At 67.2% G+C, this 26,113-nt stretch carries 20 protein-coding genes and 3 pseudogenes; 12 read left to right on the top strand and 11 right to left on the bottom strand.

The window, feature by feature from the left end; all coding sequences use genetic code 11:
* Positions 1–64 precede the first annotated feature (64 nt).
* The 7 genes and pseudogenes from ASG91_RS18680 (at position 65) to ASG91_RS20820 (ending at position 7,368) form a co-directional block, all read left to right on the top strand.
* On the top strand, positions 65–2,311 hold the full coding sequence (locus ASG91_RS18680; protein ID WP_082594318.1) for an alpha-galactosidase: 2,247 nt from the start codon (positions 65–67) through the stop codon (positions 2,309–2,311).
* Complete coding sequence (locus tag ASG91_RS18675; RefSeq protein ID WP_056924125.1) at positions 2,295–3,800, top strand: glycosyltransferase 87 family protein; 1,506 nt, start codon at positions 2,295–2,297, stop codon at positions 3,798–3,800. Before ASG91_RS18680 ends, ASG91_RS18675 begins: the two co-directional genes overlap by 17 nt.
* Before the next feature lie 10 nt (positions 3,801–3,810).
* Positions 3,811–4,989: a galactose-1-phosphate uridylyltransferase gene (gene galT / locus ASG91_RS18670; RefSeq protein ID WP_371262064.1), complete on the top strand. Its 1,179-nt coding sequence runs from the start codon at positions 3,811–3,813 to the stop codon at positions 4,987–4,989.
* Positions 4,986–5,552: a galactokinase family protein gene (locus ASG91_RS18665; RefSeq protein WP_056924123.1), complete on the top strand. Its 567-nt coding sequence runs from the start codon at positions 4,986–4,988 to the stop codon at positions 5,550–5,552. Before galT ends, ASG91_RS18665 begins: the two co-directional genes overlap by 4 nt.
* 28 nt (positions 5,553–5,580) lie before the next feature.
* Complete coding sequence (galE, locus tag ASG91_RS18660; RefSeq protein WP_235545781.1) at positions 5,581–6,528, top strand: UDP-glucose 4-epimerase GalE; 948 nt, start codon at positions 5,581–5,583, stop codon at positions 6,526–6,528.
* Positions 6,525–6,806 (top strand): LacI family DNA-binding transcriptional regulator, encoded by a 282-nt coding sequence (locus ASG91_RS20825; RefSeq protein WP_371262063.1) that lies wholly within the window; start codon positions 6,525–6,527, stop codon positions 6,804–6,806. Before galE ends, ASG91_RS20825 begins: the two co-directional genes overlap by 4 nt.
* 486 nt (positions 6,807–7,292) lie before the next feature.
* Positions 7,293–7,368 (top strand): annotated as a pseudogene (locus ASG91_RS20820).
* Positions 7,369–7,990: 622 nt separating this feature from the next.
* Here the strand turns inward: ASG91_RS20820 and ASG91_RS18655 are convergent.
* From ASG91_RS18655 to ASG91_RS18635, 5 genes are all read right to left on the bottom strand, one after another.
* Positions 7,991–10,525, bottom strand: a complete 2,535-nt coding sequence (locus ASG91_RS18655) for a glycoside hydrolase family 32 protein (protein ID WP_082594317.1) — start codon at positions 10,523–10,525, stop codon at positions 7,991–7,993.
* 116 nt (positions 10,526–10,641) lie between these two features.
* The gene (locus ASG91_RS18650) at positions 10,642–11,916 is read right to left on the bottom strand and encodes a glycoside hydrolase family 32 protein (protein WP_082594316.1); all 1,275 of its coding nucleotides are present in this window, start codon (positions 11,914–11,916) and stop codon (positions 10,642–10,644) included.
* Entirely contained in the window at positions 11,913–12,836 is a 924-nt protein-coding gene (locus tag ASG91_RS18645) for a carbohydrate ABC transporter permease (protein WP_082594315.1), read from the bottom strand. The genes ASG91_RS18650 and ASG91_RS18645 overlap by 4 nt, the downstream gene beginning before the upstream one ends.
* On the bottom strand, positions 12,836–13,657 hold the full coding sequence (locus ASG91_RS18640; protein WP_235545780.1) for a carbohydrate ABC transporter permease: 822 nt from the start codon (positions 13,655–13,657) through the stop codon (positions 12,836–12,838). The genes ASG91_RS18645 and ASG91_RS18640 overlap by 1 nt, the downstream gene beginning before the upstream one ends.
* A gap of 179 nt (positions 13,658–13,836) precedes the next feature.
* The gene (locus tag ASG91_RS18635; protein ID WP_200961355.1) at positions 13,837–15,087 is read right to left on the bottom strand and encodes an extracellular solute-binding protein; all 1,251 of its coding nucleotides are present in this window, start codon (positions 15,085–15,087) and stop codon (positions 13,837–13,839) included.
* 196 nt (positions 15,088–15,283) lie between these two features.
* On the opposite strand from ASG91_RS18635, the gene ASG91_RS18630 reads away from it, so the two are divergent.
* The 3 genes and pseudogenes from ASG91_RS18630 (at position 15,284) to ASG91_RS21320 (ending at position 17,345) form a co-directional block, all read left to right on the top strand.
* Positions 15,284–16,327: a LacI family DNA-binding transcriptional regulator gene (locus ASG91_RS18630; protein ID WP_157606423.1), complete on the top strand. Its 1,044-nt coding sequence runs from the start codon at positions 15,284–15,286 to the stop codon at positions 16,325–16,327.
* Positions 16,328–17,032: 705 nt separating this feature from the next.
* Positions 17,033–17,200, top strand: a pseudogene (locus tag ASG91_RS21485) (4-hydroxy-2-oxovalerate aldolase); the annotation flags it as partial.
* Between the two features lie 49 nt (positions 17,201–17,249).
* Positions 17,250–17,345 (top strand): hypothetical protein, encoded by a 96-nt coding sequence (locus ASG91_RS21320; RefSeq protein WP_235545778.1) that lies wholly within the window; start codon positions 17,250–17,252, stop codon positions 17,343–17,345.
* Between the two features lie 223 nt (positions 17,346–17,568).
* Here ASG91_RS21320 and uidA read toward each other — a convergent pair whose 3' ends face one another.
* Positions 17,569–19,350 (bottom strand): beta-glucuronidase, encoded by a 1,782-nt coding sequence (gene uidA, locus ASG91_RS18625; protein WP_056924117.1) that lies wholly within the window; start codon positions 19,348–19,350, stop codon positions 17,569–17,571.
* A 179-nt stretch (positions 19,351–19,529) separates the two neighbouring features.
* On the opposite strand from uidA, the pseudogene ASG91_RS21480 reads away from it, so the two are divergent.
* Positions 19,530–19,745: pseudogene (locus ASG91_RS21480) on the top strand (hypothetical protein); the annotation flags it as partial.
* A gap of 45 nt (positions 19,746–19,790) precedes the next feature.
* On the opposite strand, the gene ASG91_RS18615 reads toward ASG91_RS21480, so the two are convergent.
* From ASG91_RS18615 to ASG91_RS18595, 5 genes are all read right to left on the bottom strand, one after another.
* Positions 19,791–20,153 carry a cupin domain-containing protein gene (locus ASG91_RS18615; protein WP_056924115.1) on the bottom strand — a complete coding sequence of 121 codons (363 nt, stop codon included), beginning with the start codon at positions 20,151–20,153 and terminating at the stop codon, positions 19,791–19,793.
* Positions 20,154–20,214: 61 nt separating this feature from the next.
* Positions 20,215–21,594 carry an NAD-dependent succinate-semialdehyde dehydrogenase gene (locus ASG91_RS18610; RefSeq protein ID WP_056924114.1) on the bottom strand — a complete coding sequence of 460 codons (1,380 nt, stop codon included), beginning with the start codon at positions 21,592–21,594 and terminating at the stop codon, positions 20,215–20,217.
* A 76-nt stretch (positions 21,595–21,670) separates the two neighbouring features.
* A complete protein-coding gene (locus tag ASG91_RS18605) occupies positions 21,671–23,173 on the bottom strand; it encodes an aldehyde dehydrogenase family protein (RefSeq protein ID WP_056924113.1) in 1,503 nt (500 codons plus the stop codon).
* A gap of 14 nt (positions 23,174–23,187) precedes the next feature.
* Positions 23,188–24,465 carry an FAD-binding oxidoreductase gene (locus tag ASG91_RS18600; RefSeq protein WP_056924112.1) on the bottom strand — a complete coding sequence of 426 codons (1,278 nt, stop codon included), beginning with the start codon at positions 24,463–24,465 and terminating at the stop codon, positions 23,188–23,190.
* Positions 24,466–24,489: 24 nt separating this feature from the next.
* Positions 24,490–25,164, bottom strand: a complete 675-nt coding sequence (locus ASG91_RS18595; protein ID WP_056924275.1) for a haloacid dehalogenase type II — start codon at positions 25,162–25,164, stop codon at positions 24,490–24,492.
* Positions 25,165–25,365: 201 nt separating this feature from the next.
* Here ASG91_RS18595 and ASG91_RS18590 point away from each other — a divergent pair, with 201 nt between their 5' ends.
* Positions 25,366–26,073, top strand: a complete 708-nt coding sequence (locus ASG91_RS18590) for a GntR family transcriptional regulator (RefSeq protein ID WP_056924111.1) — start codon at positions 25,366–25,368, stop codon at positions 26,071–26,073.
* The last annotated feature ends 40 nt before the right edge of the window (positions 26,074–26,113 follow it).

The following is a 26,113-nucleotide window of genomic DNA, read 5'->3' as shown; positions in this document are numbered from 1 at the left end:
CACCCCACGCCTGCCCGACCCGGTCAGTTCGGACCGGCACGCCACTATCCGGAGGAGGGTGAGCATGGACATCGCAGCCGAACGCCACGGTGACGCCGCTCATGTAGGGCCCACCGCCATCGCCGAGGCGGCGCGGGAGGACGTGGTCCACCTGTTCGGCGGTGGCACGAGCCTTCTGCTTCGGCTTCACCCGACATCATTCCCCTCCGTCCTCCACTGGGGGCCGACCCTGGCTGAGACCGAGACGGCCACGGGGGCGCACTCCGCGCACCTGACGTCCTCTGATGTCCTCTCGGCCTGGGCCATGCCACCCACGGACAGCGTTGTGAGCACGCAGGAAGCGGTGTCCGTCCTGCCACAGCACTCCACCGGCTGGCTGGGACGCCCTGGCATCCTCGGCAGCCGTTCCGGCCGCGCATGGTCGGTCCTGCCCTCACACGTCGAGCACCGTGTGGACTCGGCGGGCACTATCGACTGGCCCGAGGGGCCGGTGGGTGCGGTCCGGGTCCTGAGTGTCGGGACTGACGAGGCGAGCGAGCTGGAGATTCACACAGAGATCGAACTCGATGCCGCAGGTTTGGTTCGGCTGAGGGCGTCGGTGCGCAACAACGGTGACGACCCCTTTGACCTCACCCACCTGGATCCAGCCCTCCCGGTCCCTTCCCAGGCGTCCGAGCTGTTGGACCTGACGGGCAGGCACGCGCATGAGAGACACCCCCAGCGACGCACCTTCGACATCGGTGTGTGGCTGCGCGAGTCGTGGGGCGGCAGACCGGGCCACGACTCGGCGACCGTGCTGTGCGCAGGGGTGAAGGGCTTCAGCTTCCGGAGCGGGCGGGTGTGGGGCGTCCACCTCGCGTGGAGCGGCAACCAGTCCGTCCGTGCCGAGCGCTCCATCACGGACTGGCGCTTCCTTCGGGGAGGAGAGGTCATCCTTCCCGGCGAGGTCGCGCTTCGTCGCGGCGAGGAGTACGTGTCGCCCTGGCTCTGTGGGTCCTGGGGCGACGGCCTCGACGAGCTGTCTGCCCGGTTCCACCGCCACCTCCGGCAACGCCACTCGCATCCGCGCACGACGCGCCCAGTCCTGCTCAATACCTGGGAAGCGGTGTACTTCGACCACGACCTCGGTCGGTTGCTGGAGCTTGCCGACAGGGCCGCAGAGTGCGGCGTCGAGCGCTTCGTCCTCGACGACGGCTGGTTTCTCGGACGCCGCGACGACACAGCAGGACTGGGTGACTGGGTCATCGACCCGGCGGTCTGGCCGGACGGGCTCCGGCCTCTCGTCGACCACGTGCACCGGCTCGGCATGGACTTCGGCCTGTGGTTCGAGCCGGAGATGGTCAACCTCGACTCGAACCTCGCACGCGAGCACCCCGAGTGGCTCCTCGCCACCAACCACGGTCCGGGCATCGCATCTCGTCACCAACACGTCCTCGACCTGACGCACACCGGTGCCTATGACCACGTCCTGGCGCAGATGTCCTCGCTCATTGCCGAGTATGGCGTGGCGTACATCAAGTGGGACCACAACCGGCCGCTCATCGACGCCGGCCACCAACCGGGCGGCGAGCCCGCTGTCCGCCTGCAGACCTTGGCCGTCTACCGCCTCATGGCGGAGCTCAAGGAGCGGCACCCAGGGCTGGAGATCGAGTCGTGCGCTGGCGGTGGCGCACGTATCGACCTCGGCATGGCGGAGGTCACTGACCGCGTCTGGCCCTCCGACTGCATCGACGCCCACGAACGCCACAGGATCGTGCGCTGGACGGGCCTGATCCTCCCCCCGGAGCTCATGGGAACCCATGTGGGCTCAGGCGCCGACCACACCACAGGGAGGACACACGACCTCCAGTTCCGCGCGGGCACCGCCCTGTGGGGTCACCTGGGCATCGAGTGGGACCTGACCCGCGCCACGGACGCCGAGCTGTCCGACCTGCGGCGGTGGATCCAGCTCCACAAGGAACTGCGTCCGCTGCTGCACTCAGGCGACGTCGTCCACGCCGATGTCAGCAACCCTGCCGTCGCCCTCGAGGGCGTCGTTGCAGCCAACGAGGACCGAGCCGTCTACCGGTTGTCACTGTTGGAGCACAGCCTTGCCTGGCCCCTCGGCCGCGTGCAGCTGCCTGGTCTGGATCCGCAGCGTCGCTACCGGGTGACGGTCGTGGGTCCGGAAGGCGCCTACCGCGGGATCGCCATGCCTGGCTGGGCCGAGACCGGGGTGGAGCTGAGCGGAGCCCTGCTGGGCGAGGTGGGTCTGCAAAGCCCACTCCTGGCGGTTGACCAGATGGTCCTGCTTCATGCGCAAGCCGTCTGAGCCAGAGCAGGTCTGGGCAGTCCTGGGCGCAGGGCTGTCACTTCGGGTCTTCCTTGCGTTCTTGGCGTTTCCTGGCCGCGGGTTCCGCGGGGACCTGGAGCTCTTCGCTGACTGGTCCGCGGCCATGGCGAGCTTCGGGCCGGGCGCGTTCTACGCGAACGAAGCGACGGCCAACTACCCACCCATCTACCTGTTGGTGCTCTGGCCCATCGGTCTGGTCACCCCCCTCGTCGCAGACATGGTCGGCAGAGACCCGGTGGCCGTGGCACTTGTCCTCGCCAAGCTACCAGCCGTGTGCGCCGACATCGGGATCGCCCTGCTGCTCTTCACCTCTGGTCGTCGGTGGTGGAGCCCAAGGGTCGGCCTGGGGGCCGCCGCGCTGTTCCTCGTGGCACCCGTGGTCTGGTTCGACTCCGCGGTGTGGGGGCAGGTCGACTCGGTCGCCGCGCTGCCGGTCCTCGGAGCCCTCGTCCTGCTCGCCGACCGACGCCCTGGCTGGGCCATGGCCTGCGCCACGCTCGCAGTCCTGGTCAAGCCACAGTCGGCCGTGGTGCTGGGGGTCCTGGTCCCTGTCCTGGTGCGCCGCCACCTCATCGACCGACGCGACTTCGTCACGCTGCTACGAAGTGGCTTCGCGGCTACTTGTGTTCTCCTTGTGGCAAGTCTGCCGTTCGACCTCGAGCACTTCAGCCGGGGTCGCTTCCGAGATATCGCCGTGCTGGGCGATCTGACCGGCCTCTGGGAGCTGTACCGCTCGGTCGGGCAGACCTTCGACGTGCTGTCCGCCAACGCCTACAACGGGTGGGCACTCGTCGGGCCCCGCCCGCTGGTGGAGAGTCCCGCTGGGGGCCGGGCTGTGTGGACGCCCGACTCCCTGGCGATCACGGTGCCGCTGCTGGGAACCCACTCAGCCTTCAGCATCGGCGCCGGGTTGTTGGCAGTCGCCGCCTTGGCGGTGGCGTTGCCGATCCTGGTGTGGCGGGGAGTGAGCGAGAGCCGGGTGGTGCTGCTCCTCGGCCATGTCGTCCTGGCCATGGCCTTCTTCGCACTGCCTACTCGAGTGCATGAGAGGTACCTCTTCCCGGTCTTCGTCTCCGCGGCCCTCCTGGCGGCTCTCGGGCTGAGGTGGGCAGTCTCCTACCTCCTCGTGTCAGTGACCGCGACGGTGAACCTCCAAGCAGTCCTCACTGGGCCGGTGAACCCAGGTTTCGACGTGCCTGCGTCGGGCAGTGAGCCCGGCCCGCCGACCAGAGCCGCCTCCGATGTGCTGGTCGAGCTGAGTCATTCGATCGGTGCATGGTCACGCTCGCTTCCGGTGGCGACGACGGTCTCCCTGGTGCACACGGTGCTCTTCCTTGCCCTTCTCGGCCTCTGGTCCGCGTCCGTGTCACGAGCCAGAGCCGCTACGAAGAGGTCCGCCCCGTCGGAGTCGGGGAGCCCCTGGTCGGGGCACGAGACGTTCGAATCATTCCCGTCAACCCACCACTGAGGAGCGCACGATGCTTTCAGCCAGCGAAGGACGCGTGATGTCACCGTTACTCCACGAAGCTGGGCTCCAGGGCGGGGTCAGACGCACAGCGCGTGAACTCGCTGATGGTCGCTCCATCATCTACTTCGACGACACCCCCGAAGCCCCTCCCCGGACGGTGCTCGAAGCCCGGCCCCTCGGACCCAAGGCGGGAGGTGGCGAGATCAGGTACGACGCGCTCGTCGACGACTGGGTCGCCGTGGCCGGGCATCGAGGCGACCGAACCTTCCTGCCCCCGAAGGACGAGTGCCCACTGTGCCCAACAGGCACGGGCAGCGTGGCCTCCGAGGTGCCCGACGCGGCATACGACGTCGTGGTGTTCGAGAACCGCTTTCCCTCTTACGCCGGCACGGCAGACCTATCCGGTGACGTGCCCACGCCCGACGGCGCGCGAGGCCTGAAGCGGCCAGCCGTGGGTCGCTGCGAGGTGGTGTGCTTCACCAGCGACCACGACTCGACCTTTGCCGACCTGCCGCCTCGTAGGGTGCGAACGGTCATCGACGCCTGGGCGGACCGCACGCTCGAGCTCGCCGCGCTGGACGAGGTCAGGCACGTGTTCTGCTTCGAGAACCGAGGCCAGGAGATCGGTGTCACCCTCCACCACCCGCACGGCCAGATCTACGCGTATCCCTATGTGCCACAACGGACCGCGACGATCCTGCGGCAGGCCCAGGCGCACCACGAGCGGACCGGGAGGCTCCTGGGCTCGGACCTTCTGGTCGAGGAACTGGCCGAGGGGGCGCGCATCGTGACCGAGTCGGCCCACTGGGTGGCGTACGTCCCCTTCGCGGCACGCTGGCCGGTCGAGGTCCACCTCGCACCGCGCCGCGATGCGCCGGATCTGCCTGCCCTGACAGGTGACGAACGAGACGACCTCGCGACCGTCTACCTGGACCTGCTCCGGCGTCTCGACCGCTTCTACGTGGCACCTGACGGATCGTCCGTCCGGCTGCCCTACATCGCCGGATGGCACCAGGCCCCTGTCGGCGAGGGGCGCGAGGTGTCGAGACTGCACCTCCAGATTATGTCCGTCCGGCGGTCGCCCGCGAAGCTGAAGTTCCTCGCCGGGTCGGAGTCAGGCGTCGGTGGATGGGTTAATCACGTCGCGCCCGAGGCGGTCGCGGCCCGGCTCCGCGAGACGACGCCATGAGCACCGGTGCGTCCCAGCTCTTCGCCGAGGTGTACGGCGCGCCGCCCACTGGCGCCTGGTCAGCGCCGGGGCGTGTGAACCTCCTGGGCGAGCACACCGACTACAACAAGGGGCTGCGCCTGCCCGTGGCCTTGCGCCAGAGAGCCGTGGTCGCGGCGAGACTGGGCGAAGTAGACGTTCTGCGGGCCGTCTCGATGCAGAGTGGGTCGATCGTCGAGGTCCCGATCGAAGGCATCGCACCGGGCAACCTCACCGAGATCCAGAGGGTGCGCGCCGCTGTCGCGGCCATCAGCGCGAGAGACTTCACGGCAATGGGCGACATCTTCGTTGCGTCGCACGCGTCCTTGCGGGACGACTTTGAGGTCTCGACGACGGAGCTCGACACGGCCGTGGACGCGGCCATGTCTGGGGGCGGCTTCGGCGGCTCGGTCGTGGCGCTGGTCCGAGCGGACACCGAGGATGCGGTCGTGGGCGCCGTGACCACGGCCTTCTCGGGCCGCTGCTTCTCGGCGCCGGAGTGCTTCGCGGTCGCGCCCTCCGGCCAGGCCGGGCGAGACCGATGATGACCAGTAGTGAGGCCAGATGAGACTCATGGTCACCGGAGGGGCCGGCTACATCGGGTCCGTCGTCGCGTCGCAGTTGCTCGCCGCAGGACACGAAGTGACAGTTCTGGACGACCTGTCCACTGGTCACGAGGACGCGGTCCCCGCAGGCGCCCGGTTCGTGAGGGCGCGAGTCTCGGAGGCGAGCCCCACCCTCGCTGGGAAGTCGTACGACGGCGTCCTGCACTTCGCAGCGAAGTCTTTGGTGGCCGAGTCCGTCGCCCGCCCGGAGCTCTACTGGCGCAACAACGTCGTCGAGAGTCTCGCCCTGATTGAAGCGGTTCGTGCTCACGGAGTACCTCGCTTCGTCTTCTCCTCGACTGCAGCCGTGTACGGAGAGCCCGACGTCGCTACGATCGACGAGCAGACCCCGGCGGTGCCCATCAACGCTTACGGACAGTCGAAGCTGGCCGTCGACTTCATGCTGGGGGCAGCGGCGAGGGCCCACGGCCTGGCGGTCGTGTCGTTGCGCTACTTCAATGTCGGCGGCGCCATGGGAGACCTCGGGGAGCGGCACAAGGTCGAGACGCACCTCATCCCCAATGTCCTGGTCGTGGCGACGGGCTCCAGGGCCACTGTCTCGGTGTTCGGCACCGACTTCCCCACGCCTGACGGTTCAGCCGTGCGCGACTACCTGCACGTCGTCGACCTTGGGACGGCCCATCTCCTCGCCCTCGACGCGGCCCGGGCAGGGACGCACAGCATCTACAACCTGGGGTCGGGAACGGGTTACTCGGTGAACGAGGTGATCGAAGCGTGCCGCTCAGTCACCGGGCATCGCATTCCGAGTCTTCCCGCGGCACGAAGGCAAGGCGATCCCGCCCGGCTGGTCGCGTCCAACGGCCGCATCGGAGCGCAGCTCGGCTGGTCGCCAGAGGCTGGGCTTCTGGACATCGTGGCGGACGCTTGGGCATTCATGAAAGGACGCCAGTCATGACGAACTCCTCGGCCGAGTGCCGGGACTCCCAGTTGGATGGCGAGGTTGAGGGGATGACTGCCCAAGGGACGGCGGATCGAAGAGACGCCCCCAGCCCCCCGACGATCAAGGACGTCGCTCGCATGGCTGGAGTGAGCTTTGCAACAGTGTCAAGGGTGTTGAACGCCGAACCCCATGTCCGCGAGGAGACACGGCTGCGGGTGGAGCGCGCAGCTGCGGTCCTCAGCTACAGGAGGAACGAGGCGGCCGCCGCGCTTCGTCGCGGACGCAAGTCATAGCGAAGGTAGGGCCCAACGCTCGTCCAGGCGCCTGCCGAGCGTTCATGGCGTCCGGATTGGCGGCGCGGCGCCCGCGGGCGGTCAGGGGGTCCATGCGCGCAGGGTTGCGCCCGAGGGCGAGCAGATGGTCGGCAGCGGCTTGGTGCATCTGGGCCGGCATGGACGGGGACGCCGATGATGGCTGGTCATGGTGGCTGTTCCTTCCGTTGCTGATGGCGGGGGCGCGGCAGGTGGTTGCCTCGTCGACCTGGTCTGCGGTGAACGTGGCGATGCCGGCGCGGCTGCCGACGAAACCGAGCTTCTCGGTGCGTCAACGTTCGGACGACTGCACCCCGCGACGACGTGTACCTCATTTGTGCCCGAAGATCGGCATTGAATCCCGATGGGTGTCCGCCTAGTGGTGTCCGACTGACGACCTCCGGCTTCGGGTGTCGTCGAGAGTCTGTGGCGAATTCGCGGCGAACTTCGCTGGCAAGCCGGGAAACCGCAGGTGAGCGGTCGGCATACGCCGTTCTGTAAATCCCTCGCGAAAGCTTCGAAGGTTCGAATCCTTCACCTGCCACCCAGTGCAATGGAGGGCGCCTGACCTGCGGAAACGCGAGTCCGGCGCCCTCCGTCCGTACCCGCTAGGGGTATTTGAGGCCGGGAGATTTGCGGGCCCCATCGTCAAAGCTCTGACGTGCGCAAACGCGTTGGCCGATCGTGGCTCCTGCGAATGGGTGGGGAAGCCGGGAACCGAAGGCCGTGATGGTCGGACTCCTGCGCCGGTGACCTGCACGAACCCGTGGGGGCGCGAATTGCCCACCGAACCAAGACGCACGGTCAGCACCTAGCCAGGATGTGGAAGCGCCATGTTCAACGGTTCCCTGAGCAGCTCATCGACTCTGACTCGAAACTGAGACGGCATGTCGACGAGGTCGGGGGAGGACAGCCACTGGACCTGCAGCCCGTCCAGCAGGGCTGTCAGCTCTATTGAGACGCGTTCAACGTCAACTTCTCCGCGCATCTGGTTACTGGCCTAAGGGCTCCACGGAGTACAGGACTACCTGGCTGCGGCCCGCTCCTTGCGCTCAAACCACGGCGACGGGGAGACCGGACCTCGTCAGTACCTGCCTGGCGATGAGTCGTGGACGGGTGGGGCGGCCAGTGCAGCTGCTGGGACTGCACTGGCCGCCCCGACCAGGTCAGGGGCGGATGGGTGTCACCTTGATGTCGACCGCGTTGGCAGTCCCGCCCACCGCGTAGGCAGCGACACCCGTCGCCGCGGTCGGCGGGTAGATGAGGTCGGTGACAGAGATCTGACCGTCCTCGGCCAGCACCTCGACCGAGCTGCGGTCGAGGTATGCCGTGAAGGTCACCTCCCCGTCGCGCACCGTCACCGGCGCCTCCTCGACGCTGGGGAAGAGGGGGTTGAACGTGACGTTGCCGCTGCGGGTCCGGTCGACGACCAGAGTGCCGTCGCGACGGACTCCGATCCTGGTGCCCACGGCGCCGTCGGCGCTGCGTCGCAGCACGACGCCCGCCTCGGACGCCGAGCCCAGGGCGACCCGGACCTCGACCCGTGCCACGCTCGCCGCGAGCCCGGTCGGCGTCACACCGGCCGCGACCGAACGCTGCTTGGCCTGCTGCTTGTCACGGTTCACGGTGACTGCATCGACTCCCGGGACGGGCGTCTGGCGGAGGCGCGGTCCTGCCTCGGTGGTGACCAGGGACAGCCTGCGGGGCATCGTCATCTGGCCGCGCCACGGGTCGGTGGGCACGTCGCCGGCGTACTGCCAGTTGTTCATCCAGCTGATGGTGGTGCGCTGGTTGTCGGGCAGCCCGTTGAAGGTCACGCCGGCGTAGTTGTCGCGTCCGAAGTCGACCCAGCTGGCACGATCGGTCCCGCTCTTGGCCGGTGCCGGCGCGAGCATGAACTGGTCGGCGAGGATGTGGCCCCACCCGCCGGAGCTGTGGTCGACCACCCTGATCTGCGCGGTCCTGCCCTGCAGGTCATTGAGGTCCCACGCGGCCCAGTCGAGGGCCTCGCTGTCCGATCCCGTGCTCGACCGCACGACCTCGCCGCCGACGACGAGGTTGACGGTCGTCTGGGTGTCGCGCGGGCCGGCAGCCGTGTCGGAGAACCGGATGTCGTCCACCATGAGGTGTCCCCAGTCGCCGCCGCTGTGGTCGTCCCGGACGACGATCCGGGCCTGCTTGCCCACCACTGCCCGGGCGTCGATGTGGCGCCAGTCCATCTCACCGGAGTTGTTGCCGGTCACCGACCCGACGACCTGTCCACCCGAGACGAGCTCGACGACGGTCGGGCCACTCGTCCCGGCCGGGTGCGTGCCTCCTGCGATGAGGAGGTTGACGTAGCCCTTGGTCACGGTGAACTCGGGCGACACGAAGGTGCCCACGGCGAGGTCACACTTGTCGGGCACGACGCACGTGTCGAGCACCTTGTCACCCTGGTGGTAGGGCAGGCCCGAGCTGGTCGCGCCGTAGCCGACGAAGTCCCCTGTCGCACTCCAACCGGCGGGCAGGTGCGTCGCGGGGTCGAGGTTCTCGAAGTCGGTGAAGACCTCGCCGCCAGGGTCACCCTGCGTCGCGCCGGCAACTGCCTCGTGGTGGCCGCCGCCGATGAGGAAGTTGAGGTACCTCTGGTTGATCGTGAACTGCGGGGAGGTCAGCTCGCCCTGGGCGCCGTCGAAGTCGATGAAGCTGTTGACCAGGTGCTCGCCCACGTAACCGGTGACGGGCTGCTGGCCCGGCAGGGAACCGGATGCCGGCTCGGACCCGAAGGCGGTCCCGGTCGGGGTCCACCCGGCATACCCGTTCTCGAACCCCTGCAGGAGCGTGCCGGTGGGAGGCTGGTAGCTCGCCGGCCCGTCGGGCGTGAAGGTCGTGCCGTCGAAGTCACCGACGAAGTACTGGGTGCCCGAGCCGCCGGCGATCCCGCCCGGGTTGAGGCTGACGATCATGACCCACTTGACGTTCTCCGGGTCGCCGTCGACCGCCAGGGGGAAGAGGTCCGGGCACTCCCACGCACCGCCGATGGCGTCGCGAGGGCCGAACTCGGACAGGCGCGTCCACTGCTTGAGGTTGGCGGAGCGCCAGATGAGGACCTTGTGCTCGTTGGCGATCACCGACACCATCCGCCACTCCTGGGCGGGCTCGTACCAGAAGACCTTGGGGTCGCGGAACTCGCGCGATCCGATGTCGATGACCGGGTTGCCCGAGTACTTGGTCCACGTCTGACCGTCGTCGGTCGAGTACGCCAGCGACTGTGCCTGAATGCCATCGCGGCCGCTGGCGGCCGTGTAGGCGCTGGTGTACATCGCCACGAGTGGGGGGTTCGTCACCGTGCCGAAGCCGGAGCTGTTGGTCTTGTCGATGACGACCGAGCCGGAGAACACTCCCTCGTTGGCGTCGAACGGGATGGCGACCGGTTGCTCCTCCCAGTGGACGAGGTCGGTGCTCGTCGCGTGGCCCCAGGACATGTTGCCCCAGCCGTTGCCGAGCGGGTTGTGCTGGAAGAAGAGGTGGTAGACACCCTTGGAGAAGACGAGCCCATTGGGGTCGTTGATCCAGTTCTTCGCGGGGCTGAAGTGGTAGGCGGGTCGGTGTTGCGGTGTGTCCGCCGCCGCGGGCGCCACCCCGAGCGCGGCAAGGACCGCGAGGACCAGCAGGACGACGGCGAGCGGCCGGCGCGGAGCTGAACGAGTGCTGAAAGCCATGACTAACCTCCGGTATGACAACGTTGTCAGTAGCGAGTTTGAAGGGTGGTTTCGGAGTCAGATACACCGCGTTTCGGGCCAAGCATGACTGCTCCATGCCGGGCGTCGTGGGGAAGTCAACTGAGGTGCCAGCAGGCGACCCGGCTCGGATCGCCAGTGTGCGGCTGTAGTCCAGTCTTGGATGCCGGAAGGGGCAACCCGACCAAGCCGCCGTCGGCGACGACCTCGAGGACCTGGGCGTCGGCGATGATCCGCAGGCACTCGCTGTGGTGGCTGACCGTGACCGACGCGGCGTCGCGAACGGCGACCGTAACAGTCCATCCTTCGACGTGGACCGATGCCTGCACCTCGCCTTCGGGCGTGACCAGTTGCAGCCTGTCCTCCTGGTGGGGCCGCCATTCCACGTCGATGGCTCGGCCGGCGCCGACGTGGCCGGCGTCAGGGGGGAGGCGCGCCGCCGCGACCGCAGGGTGAGGCTCCAGACGGACGTCGTCGCCGTCTGCGGTGATGACGTACGGCAGGCTCAAGGCACCGGCCCACCGACCGGGGTCGGTGATGCCTCGTATCCAGAAGATCAGGCAGGACCGTCCCTCGACGTCGGTGAACGCCGAGGCGGCGAAGTGGCCAGCGCCGGCTGAGAGCAAGCGCCAGTGACGCGCGACGAACCGGCCGTCGGCGTAGGTCCCCGTCGCCGCTGCCACATCGTGCGGCTTGTGGTCGTCCCAGATCGACACCACGAGCATGTCTGGTGCATCACCGTCGCCGATGATCACTTGCGGGCACTCCCAGGCAGCGCCCGTCCAGGGGTGCTGTGAACGGGTGCTTCGCGAAGCCAGGATCCCGACGGGTGTCCAGCTCGCGAGGTCCGAGGACGAGAACACCTCCGCGTTCGCGGTGCCGTCGGACCGGCCGCTGCCAACGACCATGGTCCAGTGGTCGCCGTCGCGGAACACTGTCGGGTCCCGAAACACGCGCGTCGCTGTGTCCACAGGCTCAACCACGACTGGACCCTTGACCCACTGATCGCCGGACTGTGACAACCGCGCGGAGCGGATCCTTCCGAGGTCCACGTCCTCGCCGCCGGCCGAGGTGTAGAAGAGCACCGGCCGGCCGTCGTCATCGATCACCGCGCTGCCTGACCAGATGCCCTCGTCGCCCTCGCCGGGTGCAAGGACTGGGGCCGCTGGGCGCCAGTGGACGAGATCCTTACTGGTGGCATGGCCCCAGGAGATCCCGGTCTGCCACTCCACCGCGTCCGGCACGTGCTGGAAGTACAGGTGGTAGACACCGTCGAGCCAGTAGATCCCGTGGGGGTCGTTCATCCACCCCACCGGTGGGGTGAAGTGGACGGTCGGCCGGGTTTCGGTCGCCCGGGGCGCTGTCGAGGTCATCCCTTCACGCCGCTCGCGGCAATGCTGCCGATGAAGTTTCGCTGGAAGGCCAAGAAGAGCGCGAGGACGGGGATCGTGATCATGCTGGAGTAGGCCATCATCGGGCCCCACTCGACGTTGAGCTGGAAGAAGTAGCTGACACCGAGCATGACGGGCCGCAATTCCTCGGTCTGCACCACCATGAGGGGCCACAGGTAGGAGTTCCAGGCGGGGAGGAACGTCAGGATCGAGACCGAGGCGATAGCGGGTCCGGAGAGAGGCATGATGATGCTGCGGTAGATGCGGAACCATCCGGCCCCGTCAACGATGGCTGCCTCGTCGAGCTCCTTGGGGATGCTCTGGAAGTAGGAGTAGAAGAGGTAGATCGAGAACGCGTTGGCAACGAACGGCAGGATCTGCACTCGGTAGGTATCCAGCCAGCCCTCCGTCCACAGCAGGGTGAAGCCGTCGTGCGTGAGCCAGGGCAGGTGGTTGACCCACCAAAGCAGGGGCAGTGCGAAGGTCTCGAACGGCACGACCAGGGTTGCGAGCACCAGGGCGAGCACGATCTTGCGACCCTTCCACTGCAGCCGGGACAAGCCGAAGGCAGCCAGGCTGTTGATGAACAACCCGAGGGCGACGGTCACTCCCGAGACCACGATCGAGTTGAGCAGGAACCGCAAGGCCGGGACGGTGTCCAAGGTCGTGCGGTAGTTGTCGAGAGACAGGTGTCCGACGGGGAGGAACGCCTTGAGGGAGCCGAGATCGCCGAAGATCTGCTCGTCCGGCTTCAGCGAGGACACCAGCATGAAGACGATCGGGAATGCGAAGAACAGTCCGAGAACGAGGCGAGCGACGTTCAGGCCGACCGTGCCTCGGGTGATCTTTCGGCGCGGCTTCGAGGCTCGGCGGGAGGCGGCCTTGTGTGTGAGCGTGGTCATCAGGCGTCCTTGTCTCGGGTGAGGAACTGTTGGATGAGCGAGACGGTCAACACCAGTGCGAAGAAGACCAGGGAGATCGCGGATGCGTAGCCGGTGGCCTGCTGCGTGTAGCCGGCGCGGACAGCTTGGTAGACGACGGTCGAGGTCGAGTCGAGCGGGCCACCGCTGGTCATGACCTGGACCTGGGCGAAGAGGCTGAGCGCAGCAATGGTGATGGTGACGAGAATGAACGTGCGGGTGTTTTTGAGGCCCGGCCAGGTGACGAAGCGGAACTGGTCCCACCGGCCGGCACCGTCGAGGGAGGCCGCCTCGTACAGGTCCATGGGGATGGTCTGCAGGCCGGCAAGCCAGATCACCATGTGGAATCCGACGGCCTGCCAGATCGACATCAGGATGACCGCCGGCATGGCGGTCGAGGTGTTGCTCAACCAGTCGGTGCCCTGCACCGCGTTGAACGTCACCAGCTGCAGCATGCTGTTGATGAGACCGTCGCTCGCGTACATGAAGCGCCACAGGATCGACACGACGACGATCGATGTCACCACGGGCACGAAGTACAGGGTGCGGAAGAAGTTCTTCGCCCGTCCCTGACCGTTCACCAGGATCGCGAGCAGCAGTGCCAAGGCGGACTGCATCGGCACGACGACCACCGCGAAGTAGGCCGTGTTGCGCAATGACTTCCAGAACAGCGGATCGGAGAACAGTCGTTGGAAGTTGTCCAGCCCCGTGATTCTGGTGGGCTCACCGGAGATGAGCCGAGCGTTCGTGAAGGCCAGCAGGAAGCACAGGATCAGCGGCACGAAGAAGAACACGAGCAGCATGACGATGGCCGGAGCAGTGAAGCTGAATCCGACCCAGGAGCGCGTGTGCGCCTTGGATGGCGGTCGGGTCCTACTGCGTGAAGTGGTGGTCCGCGGGGCGACTGTGGTGGTCATCAGGACTCCAGAGTGAGGGGCTCGATGAGGGCGGGCGGCTGTCATTGCCGCCCGCCCCAGCGAGCTCAGTTGCCGTAGTAGTCGTTCGCCTTGAGGTCGGCGTCGATGTCGGCGGCCGCCTTGTCGAGGATCGCGTTGGCGTCACCACCGGCGATGATGTCCTGCGCTGCCTTGGCGAAGGTCGTGGTCAGGAACGGGTAGCCCGGCGTGGGGGGACGAAGCTCGGCGAAGGCCGCAGACTCCTCGAGGAAGAAGCGCTTCGGGCCTCCCTCCTGCCACCCCGGCGACAGCTGGGCCGCCTCGTCCGTTGCCGGGACGTTGCCGGAGTCGGTCACGATCTTCGAGAGGTACTTCGGCTGGAGCGAGTATGCGAGGTAGTCCATTGCAGCGGCCTTGTTCGCGCAATTGGAGCTCACGCCCCACTGCCAGGAACCGCCGCCGATCTTGGGACCCTTGCCGAAGTCCGGGGGCGGCAGGGCGACGCCGTCCTTGACCTTGTCGAGACCCGTGGAGTTCCAGATACCCGTCCAGACCATCGCCGACTTGCCGTTGGAGAAGTCGGCGAACGCGTCGACCCCGGACTTGGCAGGGGTGTAGCCCTGGTCCACCAGACCCCGGAACCACGCGGCCCACTTCTTGGCCGCGTCGCCGTTGATCGCGCCCTCCGCGGTCTTGTAGCCGGAGCGGTCGATGAGGTCGCCGCCGAAGCTCTGCAGGAAGGGCGAGTAGCCGTAGGTCCACCACTCGGTGCCCGAGTCGCCGGTGCCGAGGTCGAACGTGGTCTTGTACTTCCCGGTCGCCTTGACCTTCTTCAGCGCGTCATCGAACTCGGCGGCGGTCCACGGCTGCTTCACCGTGGGGATGCGCACGCCAGCCTGAACCAGGGCGTCCTTGTGGGCGAAGATCGCCAGTGCCGCCTCGAAGTAGCCGATCGAGTAGAGCTTGTCGTTGTAGATGCCCTTGGTGCTGTCGAGGTTCTTGGCTACCAGGTCCGCCGGCAGGTCGAGCGGGGCCAGGAAACCGGCCTTCGCCCACGCCGGCACGTTCGGCGCGTCGATGTCGAGGATGCACGGGAGCTTCTTCGACGTGGCGGCAGCCGTGACTGCGCCGTTGTACGCCTCTTGCGGGAACGACTTGAGGTCGACCTTGTACTTCTGCTGGCTCGAGTTGTAGTCCGCGATGGCCGTCTTGAGGAGCGCGATCTCCTTGGGGGCGCCACCCGCGTGCGTCCACAGGGTCAGGGTGCCCCCGTCTCCGCCGCTGGCGTTGGTGGTGGCCTTCGCGCAGCCCGTCATCATCAGAGCGGTGGTTGCCAAGAGCGCGCCAGCACTCACAACCCTGCGTCGCATGTCTCGATTCACGGTGGTTCTCCTTGGGGGTTGAGGTACTGTGGAGCGGACTGAAGAAACGTTTCCGCAATAGTGATACAACGTTTCTTCACTGTCAATACCCACCGGAGCCCAGTTTCCGGACGATGCAGAGGAGAATCCTGTGCCGCCCTCTCGTCCCACCTTGAAGGACGTTGCCCTGCGTGCCGGCGTCTCCATCACGACGGTTTCGGTCGTGCTCAATGGAAAGCGACAGGGTGTCCGAGTTCCTGAAGCGACCCGACAGCGTGTGCAGAAGGCGGCCGCCGAGCTCGGCTACCGGCCCAACGAGATGGCCCGGGGGCTGCGACGACGAAGCAGCCAGGCGATCGGATTTCTGTCCGATGAGGTGACCACCACCCCGTTCGCTGTGGCGATGTTGGCGGCTGCGCAGACCGAGGCCGCGCGCAACGGATTTCTGCTCATCACGGTGAACATCGGTCGCTCGCCCAACGACGCGGACATGGAACGCGCACTCGACTCCTTGGTGCAGCATCAGGTGTCCTCACTGGTGGTCGCACACATGTTCCACCAGGAGGTCGAACCCCTCCCGGGACTTCCCGAGACGACGATCTTCCTCAACTGCCGCGCCACGAGCGGATCATTTCGCTCGATCATTCCCTCCGAGACGGCCGCGGCATACGACGCGACCCGTGAGCTTCTCGCGCACGGACACACGCGCATCGCCTACCTCGGGGACGACACCGGTCTTGTTGCCTCGAGCCTTCGCCTAGCCGGCTACCGGCAAGCCCTCGCAGAGGCCGGAATCCGCCCCGACCCGCGCCTACGCCTCGGTGTCCTGCCGAGGGTCAGCGGCGGCGTGCATGGAGGCGAACTGCTCGACCTCCCCGACGACGTGCGTCCCACCGGGGTGTTCTGCTTCAACGACCAGGTCGCGATGGGCTTCTACCGCGCCGCGCGACAGCGAGGGCTTTCCGTCCCCCACGACATCTCAGTGATCGGCTTCGACGACCAAGAGTTCATCGCCTCAGAACTCGACCCGCCCCTGACGACGATGCGGCTGCCTCATGCCGAGATGGGAAAGCTGGCAATCCAAACGTTGCTCGGCCACGACACCTCGTCCGCCTCCTGGCAGCCCAACGGCACCGGTGAGGTCGCCCGACTGGAGTGCCCTCTCGTGCGCCGCGCCTCCGTGACCGCTGTCAGACCTGTCCGACTCCCGGCGTGACTAGCGGGGCCCTGCGTCACTCTGGGCAGGGTGCCGCACGAGCCGATCATGGCGTCTGAGGGTCCGGGTGTGCCCGAAAGTCGCCGACCGGCGTCGAGCGTTTGTGCGAATTCACGGCAAAGTTCGCTAGGGAGCTGAGAAGCAACAGGTGAGCGGGCGGCACACCCCGGTCTGTATATCCATCGCGAAAGCTTCGAAGTTCGAATCCTTCACCTGCCGCCCAGTGCTCAAGAGGGCGTCTGACCTGCGGAAACGCGAGTCCGGCGCCCTCTGTCTGTACCCAGTAGGGGTATGTGGCGCAGGAAGATATGCGGTCACAGTGCCAGGCTTCTGACCTGCGGAAGCGCGGTGCCTGTTTGGGCGCGCCGGGAATGGGCGGGGAAATCTGGCTTCGGATGGCCGTGACAGTCGGACTCACGCGCCGCGTGACCTGCTCGGAAACGTCGGGTGGGGGTAGGCATTCGCGATGGAGTTCCCACCACTGCGATTGTGTCCACGGGCGCGGAGGGGTGGCGGCTCGGGGCTGGGAGTCGGACACGGCGAGCGCGTTTGCCCACCAGCTCGCCACCGACCGACGGCGGGCGCGTTCGCGACGGCGTAGCTGCGGGTCACCAGGATTCCCGTCGGAGCCGCTGGAGAGGCGCAGCCCTCGGCGCGGGCGCAGGCAACTCGCCGGCCGAGGTGCTGGCCGCCACCTTCGAGCGGATGGGAATCCGCACGGGTGTCGATTTCGGCGAGGTGCTGTCCGCGGCACAGGACGTGGTGCGCCCGTTAATCCCGCAGCTCCCGCGGATGGACCGCGCGTCGATCACCCAGGGGTATGCCGGCGTCTACAGCTCGTTCCTCCTGCACGCCGAGCGGGCCTCTGAGCGCTACGGCGTGCCGACTCAGCAGATCCTCCAGCGTGTAGGGGAGGCCGGGTATGTGGGGGGGCCAAGAGGACATGATCATCGACATCGCCCTCCAGCTGCAGCAGGAACAGGAGCTCGGCGACCTCGCAGCAGCAGGAACTCGCTGAGGCCACCACCTCGAGCACACTCGGCCGTCATGGGCGGGAGGCAGGGATGCCGCTAGGTGAGCTTTGTTGAGGGCCTGGTGGTAGGTGCATGGTGCGCAGGAGGATGCAGGCGTCGTCGGCACGGCGTGCAGGGAGCGCGACCGGAGCCCGACCGGCTGTAGCGGGCCAGGTTGCGCGTGCCGGGCCGGTGACGCGACCGGGGGCACCTGTCGGGAAACCAGGGTCAGGCTTCCTTGTTCCAACGGCGGCGCAGCGCGAAGGCGGCGGACTTGGGGCGGCGGTCACGGGTGAAGATGCCCTTCTTGTTGCCGTCGACGCGCATTATTCCGGAGGTCGTCGCGAAGTCGGCGAAGTTCCAGACGTGCTCACCGACCACGGCGTTGCAGGCGTCGAATACACGGTGGTTCATGTCGAGGTAATCGACCTGGTACTCCTCGCTCCAGGGCTGAGGCGTAAGGGAGTGGTTGCCTGAGAGGGTGTCGGCGCCGTACTCGGTGATGACGATCGGCTTGCCCTCGGAGGACCAGCCCTGCAGCTCCGCAGTCCAGGCGATCTCGGCGCCGGCGAGGTCGCCGGTGTTTTCGTACCAGCCGTAGTAGCGGTTGAGCATGATCACGTCGGCGAACTGCGACACCCGGCACGTGCCGTGGGGTGCGAGCCCGACGTTGACGAAGCCCACGGGCCTGGTCGGGTCGGCCTGGCGCGTGACCTCGAACAGCGGTCGGAAGTAGGTCTCCGCGCCCTCGGTATGGGACTCGGGCTCGTTCGCGATCGACCACAGCACCACGCTGGGGTGGTTCTTGTCGCGAGCAATGAGCTCGCGGATGGCCTGGGCGTGCACCTCGCGGGTGCTGTCGTTGATGGTGTCGAGGGAGAATGTCGTGTAGCCCTGACTACCGACGATGCCGCCGCCGAGACCCATGTTCAGGCCGACCGCAGCGGTTTCGTCGATGACGACCATGCCGTGCTTGTCGGCGTAGTCCAGGACGTCCTCGCTGTAGGGGTAGTGCGAGGTGCGGAGCGAGTTCGCACCGATCCAGTTGAGGAGCTCGAAGTCGTTGATGACGTGGGCGTTGTTGTGGGCTTTGCCGATCACAGCGTGGTCTTCATGCATGCCGAATCCCTTGAAGTAGAAGGGTTTTCCGTTAATGAGGAACTGCGTGCCGCGTACCTCGACGGTGCGGATACCGATGTTCTGGTGGATCGAGTCCAGCACCTGGCCCGCGTCGTCGACCAGCTGGACCTCGAGGTCGTAGAGGTAGCCGTCGCCAGGTGCCCAGAGGTGCACGTCCTGCACCTCCAGAGATCCGGACACACCACTGCCCGTAGCCACCTCGACGCCCTCTGCATCCCGCAGGACGACCGCGACGTCGAGTTCGTCCTGGTCGGTCGCGTCCGCGGCCCAGCCAATCGAACCTGTGGTCCCCGAGAAGGTAGTGGTCACCGTGAGGTCTTCGATCCGCGCCTGCGGGGTGGCCGAAAGCCACACGGAGCGATGCAGACCGGCGTAGTTGAAGAAGTCGTGCCAGTAGCGCTGCGTGGCCCCGCTCGGGGTCTTCTCGATCACGCCCGGTGGGATGCTCTGGAAGGTCAGCGTGTTGTTGACCAGTGCGGTGATCCGCATCTCCTGGCCAGCCTCAACGAGATGGGTGATGTCCGCCTCGAACGGCGTGTAGCCGCCCTCGTGGCTGACCACCTCGTGGTCGTCAAGCCACACGGTCGCCCGGTGCGTGGCCGACTCGAAGTGCAGGACGATCCGCTGGCCATCCCAGCCGCGCGGGACGCGGATGGTGCGCTGGTACCAGATGTCGCCGAAGTAGTCGCGGACTGAGGCGTCGGCGACGAGGTCGTTGAAGCTGGCCGGCACGGCCATGTCGCGCGCTTCGGTGAGCGGCGCGCCATACCAACGGTTGTCACGTCCGGCAGCCTCGGAGTCGAGCTTGAACGACCAGAGTCCGTCGAGGTTCTTCCGCTCGCGGGTGGCGGTGTCCTGTGGACGCAGCATGGGGAGGGCCTTTCGCAGTCGCGGGTATGCCAGGTGGTTGCGACTATTCGACCCTACGCACTGGGTGGTGCGCCCTGAGCTCGTCATTACCCCTTCCGCTGCCTCCTGTCAGGCTTCGCAATGGGCGGGGAGGCTGCGAGCCAAACGGCCGCTCCTAAGGCGCTGGCAAAGCTGCACTCAGGGACGAGCTCGCTTCGCTCACCGTGGCGCTCGCCACGGAGGTCCTCGCAGCGGGCGGGCTGGCTGCGTGGATGCGCCAACAACAAGATGCCTTGGCGCGCACACATTCTGCCTACGCCGGACTGGCCGACAGCAACGATGTCGACGTCGCGATGCTCACTGTCGGGGTACAGGTACTCCGGGACCTGCGCCACGCCGTGAGTGCCAGCGGGTGATCACCCGTTGGAGGAGGACGGCGACCGGTCCGCGGCGCCACCGGGTTAGTTGGCGGCGGCTGGTACGCCGATGCTGTAGACCTTCCGGATTGTCTCGGTGACGTCCCACCGGCCCGACCAGCCGCGCGGCTGCACGATGACGTCGCCGGCGGAGATCTCGTGGCGGTGTCCGGTGTCGGCGTCGGTGACCGTCGCCCGGCCGCTCAGGATGTAGCACGTCTCGGTATCGGCTCGGTTCACGATCGGCCAACCACCCGGTTCGCATTCCCAGATTCCCACCCGGACGTCGTCCGGTGTGTCGAAGGCCAGGGACGCGATCTGCGGGTCACCGCTGTCGGCCCCGGGGCGCTGACCCTTCGGCTGGAGGGCGCCGGTGACGGTGGCGGCGGGTTGGTGAACGTAGGACATGGAGGGTTCCTTTCGGGGGCTGCGGTTGTCGACCGATACTCGGGCAGTGACGACAGGGGTGTCATCGCTGGACGTAGAAGAGGCGTTTGTTGACGAACTCGTAGATGCCGATGGGGCCGAGCTCGCGGCCGAAGCCGGAGCGTTTGGTGCCGCCGAAGGGGACGTCGGGTCCCTCGCAGGCGGGGGCGTTGACGCTGGCCATGCCGACGTCGAGCTGCGCGGCGACCTTGGCTGCTCTCTCCTCGTCGGTGCTGAAGACGGCGCCGCCGAGGCCGAACTCGACAGCGTTGGCGAGGGCGACCGCCTCGTGGTCGCTGCTGACCTCGTAGACAACGGCGACCGGCCCGAAGAGCTCCTCGTGGTAGACCCGCATCCGGGGCGTGACTCCGGTCAGGACCGCAGGGGCGAAGTAGGCACCCTGCTCGGAGCAGAGCTCGCCTCCGATGTGCAGCGTGGCACCTTTGGCTACCGCATCGTGCACCTGGGCCAGCAGGGTCTCGGCGGCCTTGCGGGACACCATCGGTGAGTACGACTTGTCGGAGTCATCGCCCGGCATGCGCGGAGTCATCGCCGAGGCCTGCTTGACCAGGGTGGCCACGAAGTCCTCGAAGATGTCGTCCATCACGATGATCCGCTTGTTGGAGTTGCACGCCTGGCCGACGTTGGCCATCCGGGTCGCCCACGCCTGCTCGGCGGCGGTGGCCACGTCATCGGTGTCGAGGATGATGTAGGCGTCGGAGCCGCCGAGCTCGAGGACGACCTTCTTGAGGTGGCGCCCGGCGGCCTCGGCAACCGTGGCGCCCGCGCGTTCGGAGCCCGTGAGCGAGATGCCCCGCACACGCGGGTCGGCGACCATCGTGGCGACTTGCTCGTGGGTCGCGAACAGGTTGACGTAGACCCCGTCGGGGACGCCCGCCTCCCTCATCAGGTCGGCGATGGCGAGCGCCGAGGTGGGGCAGTTCTCGGCGTGCTTGACCACGATGGTGTTGCCGGCTAGGAGGTTCGGGGCGGCGAACCTCGCAACCTGGGAGTACGGGTAGTTCCACGGCATCACGCCCAGCAGCGGGCCGATCGGGAGGTGCTGGATCCGGGCGCCGTCGCGGCCGGGCAGCGGGCGGTCGGCAAGGAGTGCTGGGCCGTGGTCGGTGTAGTAGTCGAAGATCGTGGAGCAGTACGAGGCCTCGTCGCGAGCTGAGGAAGGCCGCTTGCCCATCTCACGGGTGACCAGGGCGCCCAGCTCGGAGGCACGCTCGGTGAACAGCGCACCGACCCGCTTCACGATTGCCGCCCGCTCCGCTAGAGGGAACGTCCGCCAGCTCTCGAAGGCCGCCGCGGCGGCACCCAGCGCCGCTGCGATGTCAGCGTCGGTGGCGTACGGGAACGTCTGCACCACCTCAGCGGTGGCCGGGTCGATGACCTGGTAAGGCGGGGTCTGGGTCACGTTTGTCCTCTAGTCGCGTGTCTCGTGGAGTGCGTTCAGCGGTCGGCGTGCTTGACGGCCGGCTCCCACCGAGAAGTCAAGAGACCAGGTTGATGATGGTGTTCTTCGGTTCGGTCATGGCTTCGACAGCGAACTGCACGCCCTCTCGGCCGATGCCCGAGCTCTTGAACCCGCCGAAGGGCATGGCGTCCACTCGCAGGTCGCTCGTGCCGTTGACGATGACGGCTCCCGCGAGCAGCTGTGACGAGACACTGAACGCGGTCTCGATGGACTGGGTGAAAACCCCTGCTTGGAGGGCGTAGTCACTGCTGTTGGCGGCCGCGATCGCACTGGCGATGTCCTCGAAGGGGACGATCGTCACGACCGGGCCGAAGATCTCGTCGGTGAGGACCTGGGCGCCTTCGGGGACATCGGTCAGGATCGTCGGCTCGTGAAAGGCCCCGCGCCGGGACCCGCCGGCGTGAACGGTCGCTCCGTCCCCGACGGCCTTCCCGACCCACTCCTCGACGCGCTGTGCCTCCGCCTCGCTGACCAAGGGGCCAATGTCAGTGCCGGCGTCGCGCTTGCTGCCGACCCGGAGCCGGCTGGTAGCGGCGATGGTCTCGCTGAGGAACTCGTGATAGATCGAGGCGTCAACGTAGACGCGCTGGACCGACAGGCAGTTCTGACCCGCCACGCCGAACGCGCCGTCCACGACCGCGTCGACCGCGTGGGCGAGCGCCGCGTCGGCGCACACGATCGTCGGGTTGTTGCCGCCGAGCTCCATCAGCATCTTCCGGGGGCCGGCGGCCGCGGTGATCCTGGCGGCTGTCGCCGGCCCACCGGTGAACGACACCAGAGCGATGCGCGCGTCCGCCACCAGCGACTGCCCGGCTTGGGCGCGGCCGCAGACCACGGCGATCCGCTTGGACGGCACACCGGCCGAGAGCAGGAGCTCGACGAAGGCCAGCGCGGTGAGGGGAGTGTGGTCAGAGGGCTTCAGCACAACACCGTTGCCCGCGATCAGGGCGGGTCCGAGCTTGTGTGCAACGAGGTTGAGGGGGTCGTTGAAGGACGTGAGGGCGGCTACCACACCGACGGGCTCGCGGGTGAACCACCCAACACGGTTCCCTCCCCGCCTGCTCGCAGCGAACGGGATGGTCTCCCCCTTGAGGAACGCCCCCGCCTCCGCAGACAGGCGCAGCGTCTCCACACCACGGCCGACCTCGCGCTCTGCTTCGGCGATCGTCTTGACACCTTCGGACGCGATGAGGTGCGCGAACCGGGCTGATTCCTCATGCAGCAGCCGCGCTGCCTTGTGGAGGGACTCGCTGCGGGCCCACAACGGCCAGTCATCGGTGGAGACCGACTCCAGGACCCCCGACACCGCGGCGGCGACGTCGGCGGGGGTCGAGTCCGCGACGTAGCCGATGACGCGGCCGTCCTCGGGGTCGGTGACCGGCAACGTGAGGTCGTGGCGCTGCCAGCTGCCGTTGACGAGCGCTCCTCCAGGCACCGACAGATCGGGTACAGGGGCGCTGACGGGCGGTGCGCCGCTGGCGCACTCGTGGGCGTGCACCCGCTGGTCTGATGCGTGCATGACTGGACTCCTCATCAGCTGAATCGGTCGACGACCTTGGCGTATCCGCCGATGAACGGAAGGAACCACGGCGGCCCGACGTGCCCTGGCACGGCTCGGTACGGCAGGTGTTCCCAGAGGTTCCGGGACGGCTTGCCCACCATGGACAGCGCCATCTGCTTGCCCATGTAGGTGGCCATCTGGACACCGTGGCCGCTGTAGCCGAGCGAGTAGTGAATGCCGTTGCGCTGTCCGGCATGCACCATCTGGTCCATGGTTAGGTCCACCAACCCGCCCCACGTGTAGTCGATCCGAGCGGAGGACAGGTAGGGAAAGACCGTGCTCATCGCGTGCTTGAGGATCTCGGCGCTCTTGAGGTCCGAGTCGGGGCTCGAGAGAGCGAACCTGGCCCGACCTCCGAAGAGCAGCCGGTTGTCCGGGGTGAGGCGGAAGTAGTAGGTGAGCATCTTGTTGTCGGAGGCCTGCCGGTGGCGGGGCAGGATCCGTTGCGCCGTCTCGAGCGGGAGGGGCTCTGTCACGACGATGAAGCTTCCGACGGGGATGGTTCGGCGCCTGAGCCAGGGCGTCAGCGATCCGGTGTAGCCACTGGTGGCGATCAGGACCTGGTCGGCGTGGACCACGCCTCGGGTCGTGTGCACCGCGTGGCCGCCGCCCGGGCGGGCGGCGAGCTGCGTCACCTGGGCGTTCTCGCACAGCGCGACGCCGGCACGGGCGGCGGCCTCGGCCAGGCCGTGCGCGAACTTGCCGACGTGCACTCCTGCCCCCCGGGGATCCACCATGCCGCCGGCGTAGAAGTCGCTGCCGATCTCGCTGTGGATGTCGTGCTTGTCGACGACGGTCACTGAGTAGTCGGCCAGCTCGGCGAGGGTCTGCTGAGTCTTGCGCATCTGCCCGACCTGCTTGGCGTTCATGGCCAGGGTCAGCTTGCCCGAGCGCTGGAAGTCGCAGTCGATGGAATGCTCCTTCACGAGCTCTTCGATGGTGTCGATGGCGCGGTTGTACTCCGCGAACATCTCGATCGCCCGCTGACTCCCGTAGCGCTTGATCGCCTTGCCGAGGCCCACAGCGAGGCCGGTGGTGGCCATCCCGCCGTTGCGTCCGGAAGCACCCCATCCCACCGTGTGCTGGTCGAGGACGACGACACTCGCGCCGTGCTGAGCCGCTTCCAGGGCGGCGGACAGACCGGTGAAGCCAGCGCCGACGATGGCGATGTCTGCGCGCTCGGGCACGGGATTCCGGCGATAGTCGCTGGATGGCGTCGCGGTGTCGAGCCAATAGGGAGTGAGCTTCACCTTTTTCTCCTGGTTCGCAGGCGGTCAGAGCCCGAGGAGCGAGTTGAGCTCGTCGAGGGACTGCACGGTGGTGTAGTTGTAGGCCGGGCTCTCGGGGTCGTAGCCCCGGTCGAGGAAGACCTTGTTGGTGAAGCCGAGGTCGTCCGCGGGCATCAGGTCGTACCGGGTGTGCGAGGAGACGTGCAGGACGTCCTCGGGCTTGGCGTTGAGCTGGTCGAGCATGTACTCGAACGCCTGGTAGCGCGGCTTGTAGAAGCCGGCTTGCTCCGCGGTGTACACCGCATGGAAGTCCGCTCCCAGCTTCGGCACCAATGCGTCCAGGTAGCTGGTGTCGGCGTTGGAGAGGATCACGAGCGGGAAGTTGTCGCCGAGCTTCTTCAGCGGCGCGGGCACGTCGTCGTGGGGTCCCCAGCTGAGCACGGCGGCGGCCAGCTGCTTGCCGGCGTCCTCGTTGACCTCCAGACCCCATTTGACGCACGTCCGTGCGTAGGCGTCGTGGAGTACCTGCTCATACGCGTAGAACTCACCGCACACTTGGTCGTAGCGGTACTTGCTGAACTGGCGGAGGAAGGCCTGGACCTGAGGCTCGGTGAGGCGGTCGCCGAGCAGACGACGGGTCGTGCTGGTGATCTCGAAGTAGATGAGCGTCCCGAGGCAGTCGAATGAGACGTACTGCGGGCGGCGGATGGTGTTCTCCATGTTCTGTCCCATCTGAGTGAGGTGAGTGCGGTCTGCGTCCGTGACGTCGGTCGCCAGGAGAAAAGTAGCCCATTGAATGCAGATTGTCGACCGTCGGCAACGACTTGTTGACAAGTTACATGTGTGTGGTGAAGATGAGCAGGCGGTCCGAGTGCCTGCCGCTCCATGGCCGGCGCCGGGCTTGAGTGAGGGGATCTGACGGTGGCTGTGTCTGGCTTGGACAGGTTGAAAGCGCTCGAACGACGGTCGACGTCCGATCGCATCAGCGATGAGCTGCGGCAGATGATCATCGAGGGGTCGCTGTTGCCCGGCGAGCAGCTGGGCGAAGCGCGGATCGCAGAACAGCTGGGCGTGTCGCGGGCCCCTGTCCGCGAGGCGTTGCAGCAGCTCGTCCAGCAGCGACTTCTGGTTGCGACGCGGAACAAGGGCGTCACGGTGGTCACCTTCTCGGCATCGGACATCTGGGAGATCTACGACGCCAGGTGTGCCATCGAGAGCCACGCGGCTGTTCGCATCATCGACAGCGGTCCCGGAGGCCGCGCCCGGGCGATCGATGCCCTTCGCGCCAGGCTGGATGGCCTTAGGGCGGCGGTGAAACGAGGCGATCACCGTCAGATCTCGGCGGCTGACCTGGAGTTCCACACCACGTTGGTGGCCTCGGCAGGCAACTCGCGCCTCGTCCACGCCTACTCCATCCTGTCTGCACAGACCTTGGCGTGCATCAACAGGCTGGAGATCGCGATTCCCTCGGGCGAAGAGGTCATCGATGATCACGAGACCCTGATCGAGGCGCTCGCCAGTGGGGAGCAGGAGGCGACGGTCAAGGCCATCGCCGAGCACCTGACGGTGGCGGCGAGCCACCTTGCGCCCTCTCCCCGGGTTTCCGCGAACGCTCGGCGACCAGAGTGAGCCGGCCGGAGGGCGATGGCAGGGCCACAGTCTGAGGTCT

Source organism: Phycicoccus sp. Soil802 (assembly GCF_001429605.1).
In the GTDB taxonomy this organism is placed as follows: Bacteria; Actinomycetota; Actinomycetes; order Actinomycetales; family Dermatophilaceae; genus Pedococcus.
Note: the sequence above shows the minus strand (reverse complement) of the source record. Positions and strands in the feature narration are given on the sequence as shown.

Excerpts from the sequence above, each read along its gene's own strand:
- ASG91_RS18680 (WP_082594318.1), top strand. The coding sequence starts at position 65 with ATGGACATCGCAGCCGAACGCCACGGTGACGCCGCTCATGTAGGGCCC.
- ASG91_RS18675 (WP_056924125.1), top strand. The coding sequence starts at position 2,295 with ATGCGCAAGCCGTCTGAGCCAGAGCAGGTCTGGGCAGTCCTGGGCGCA.
- galT (WP_371262064.1), top strand. The coding sequence starts at position 3,811 with ATGCTTTCAGCCAGCGAAGGACGCGTGATGTCACCGTTACTCCACGAA.
- ASG91_RS18665 (WP_056924123.1), top strand. The coding sequence starts at position 4,986 with ATGAGCACCGGTGCGTCCCAGCTCTTCGCCGAGGTGTACGGCGCGCCG.
- galE (WP_235545781.1), top strand. The coding sequence starts at position 5,581 with ATGGTCACCGGAGGGGCCGGCTACATCGGGTCCGTCGTCGCGTCGCAG.
- ASG91_RS20825 (WP_371262063.1), top strand. The coding sequence starts at position 6,525 with ATGACGAACTCCTCGGCCGAGTGCCGGGACTCCCAGTTGGATGGCGAG.
- ASG91_RS18655 (WP_082594317.1), bottom strand. The coding sequence starts at position 10,525 with ATGGCTTTCAGCACTCGTTCAGCTCCGCGCCGGCCGCTCGCCGTCGTC.
- ASG91_RS18650 (WP_082594316.1), bottom strand. The coding sequence starts at position 11,916 with ATGACCTCGACAGCGCCCCGGGCGACCGAAACCCGGCCGACCGTCCAC.
- ASG91_RS18645 (WP_082594315.1), bottom strand. The coding sequence starts at position 12,836 with ATGACCACGCTCACACACAAGGCCGCCTCCCGCCGAGCCTCGAAGCCG.
- ASG91_RS18640 (WP_235545780.1), bottom strand. The coding sequence starts at position 13,657 with ATGCTGCTCGTGTTCTTCTTCGTGCCGCTGATCCTGTGCTTCCTGCTG.
- ASG91_RS21320 (WP_235545778.1), top strand. The coding sequence starts at position 17,250 with ATGTGGGGGGGCCAAGAGGACATGATCATCGACATCGCCCTCCAGCTG.
- uidA (WP_056924117.1), bottom strand. The coding sequence starts at position 19,350 with ATGCTGCGTCCACAGGACACCGCCACCCGCGAGCGGAAGAACCTCGAC.
- ASG91_RS18615 (WP_056924115.1), bottom strand. The coding sequence starts at position 20,153 with ATGTCCTACGTTCACCAACCCGCCGCCACCGTCACCGGCGCCCTCCAG.
- ASG91_RS18605 (WP_056924113.1), bottom strand. The coding sequence starts at position 23,173 with ATGCACGCATCAGACCAGCGGGTGCACGCCCACGAGTGCGCCAGCGGC.
- ASG91_RS18595 (WP_056924275.1), bottom strand. The coding sequence starts at position 25,164 with ATGGAGAACACCATCCGCCGCCCGCAGTACGTCTCATTCGACTGCCTC.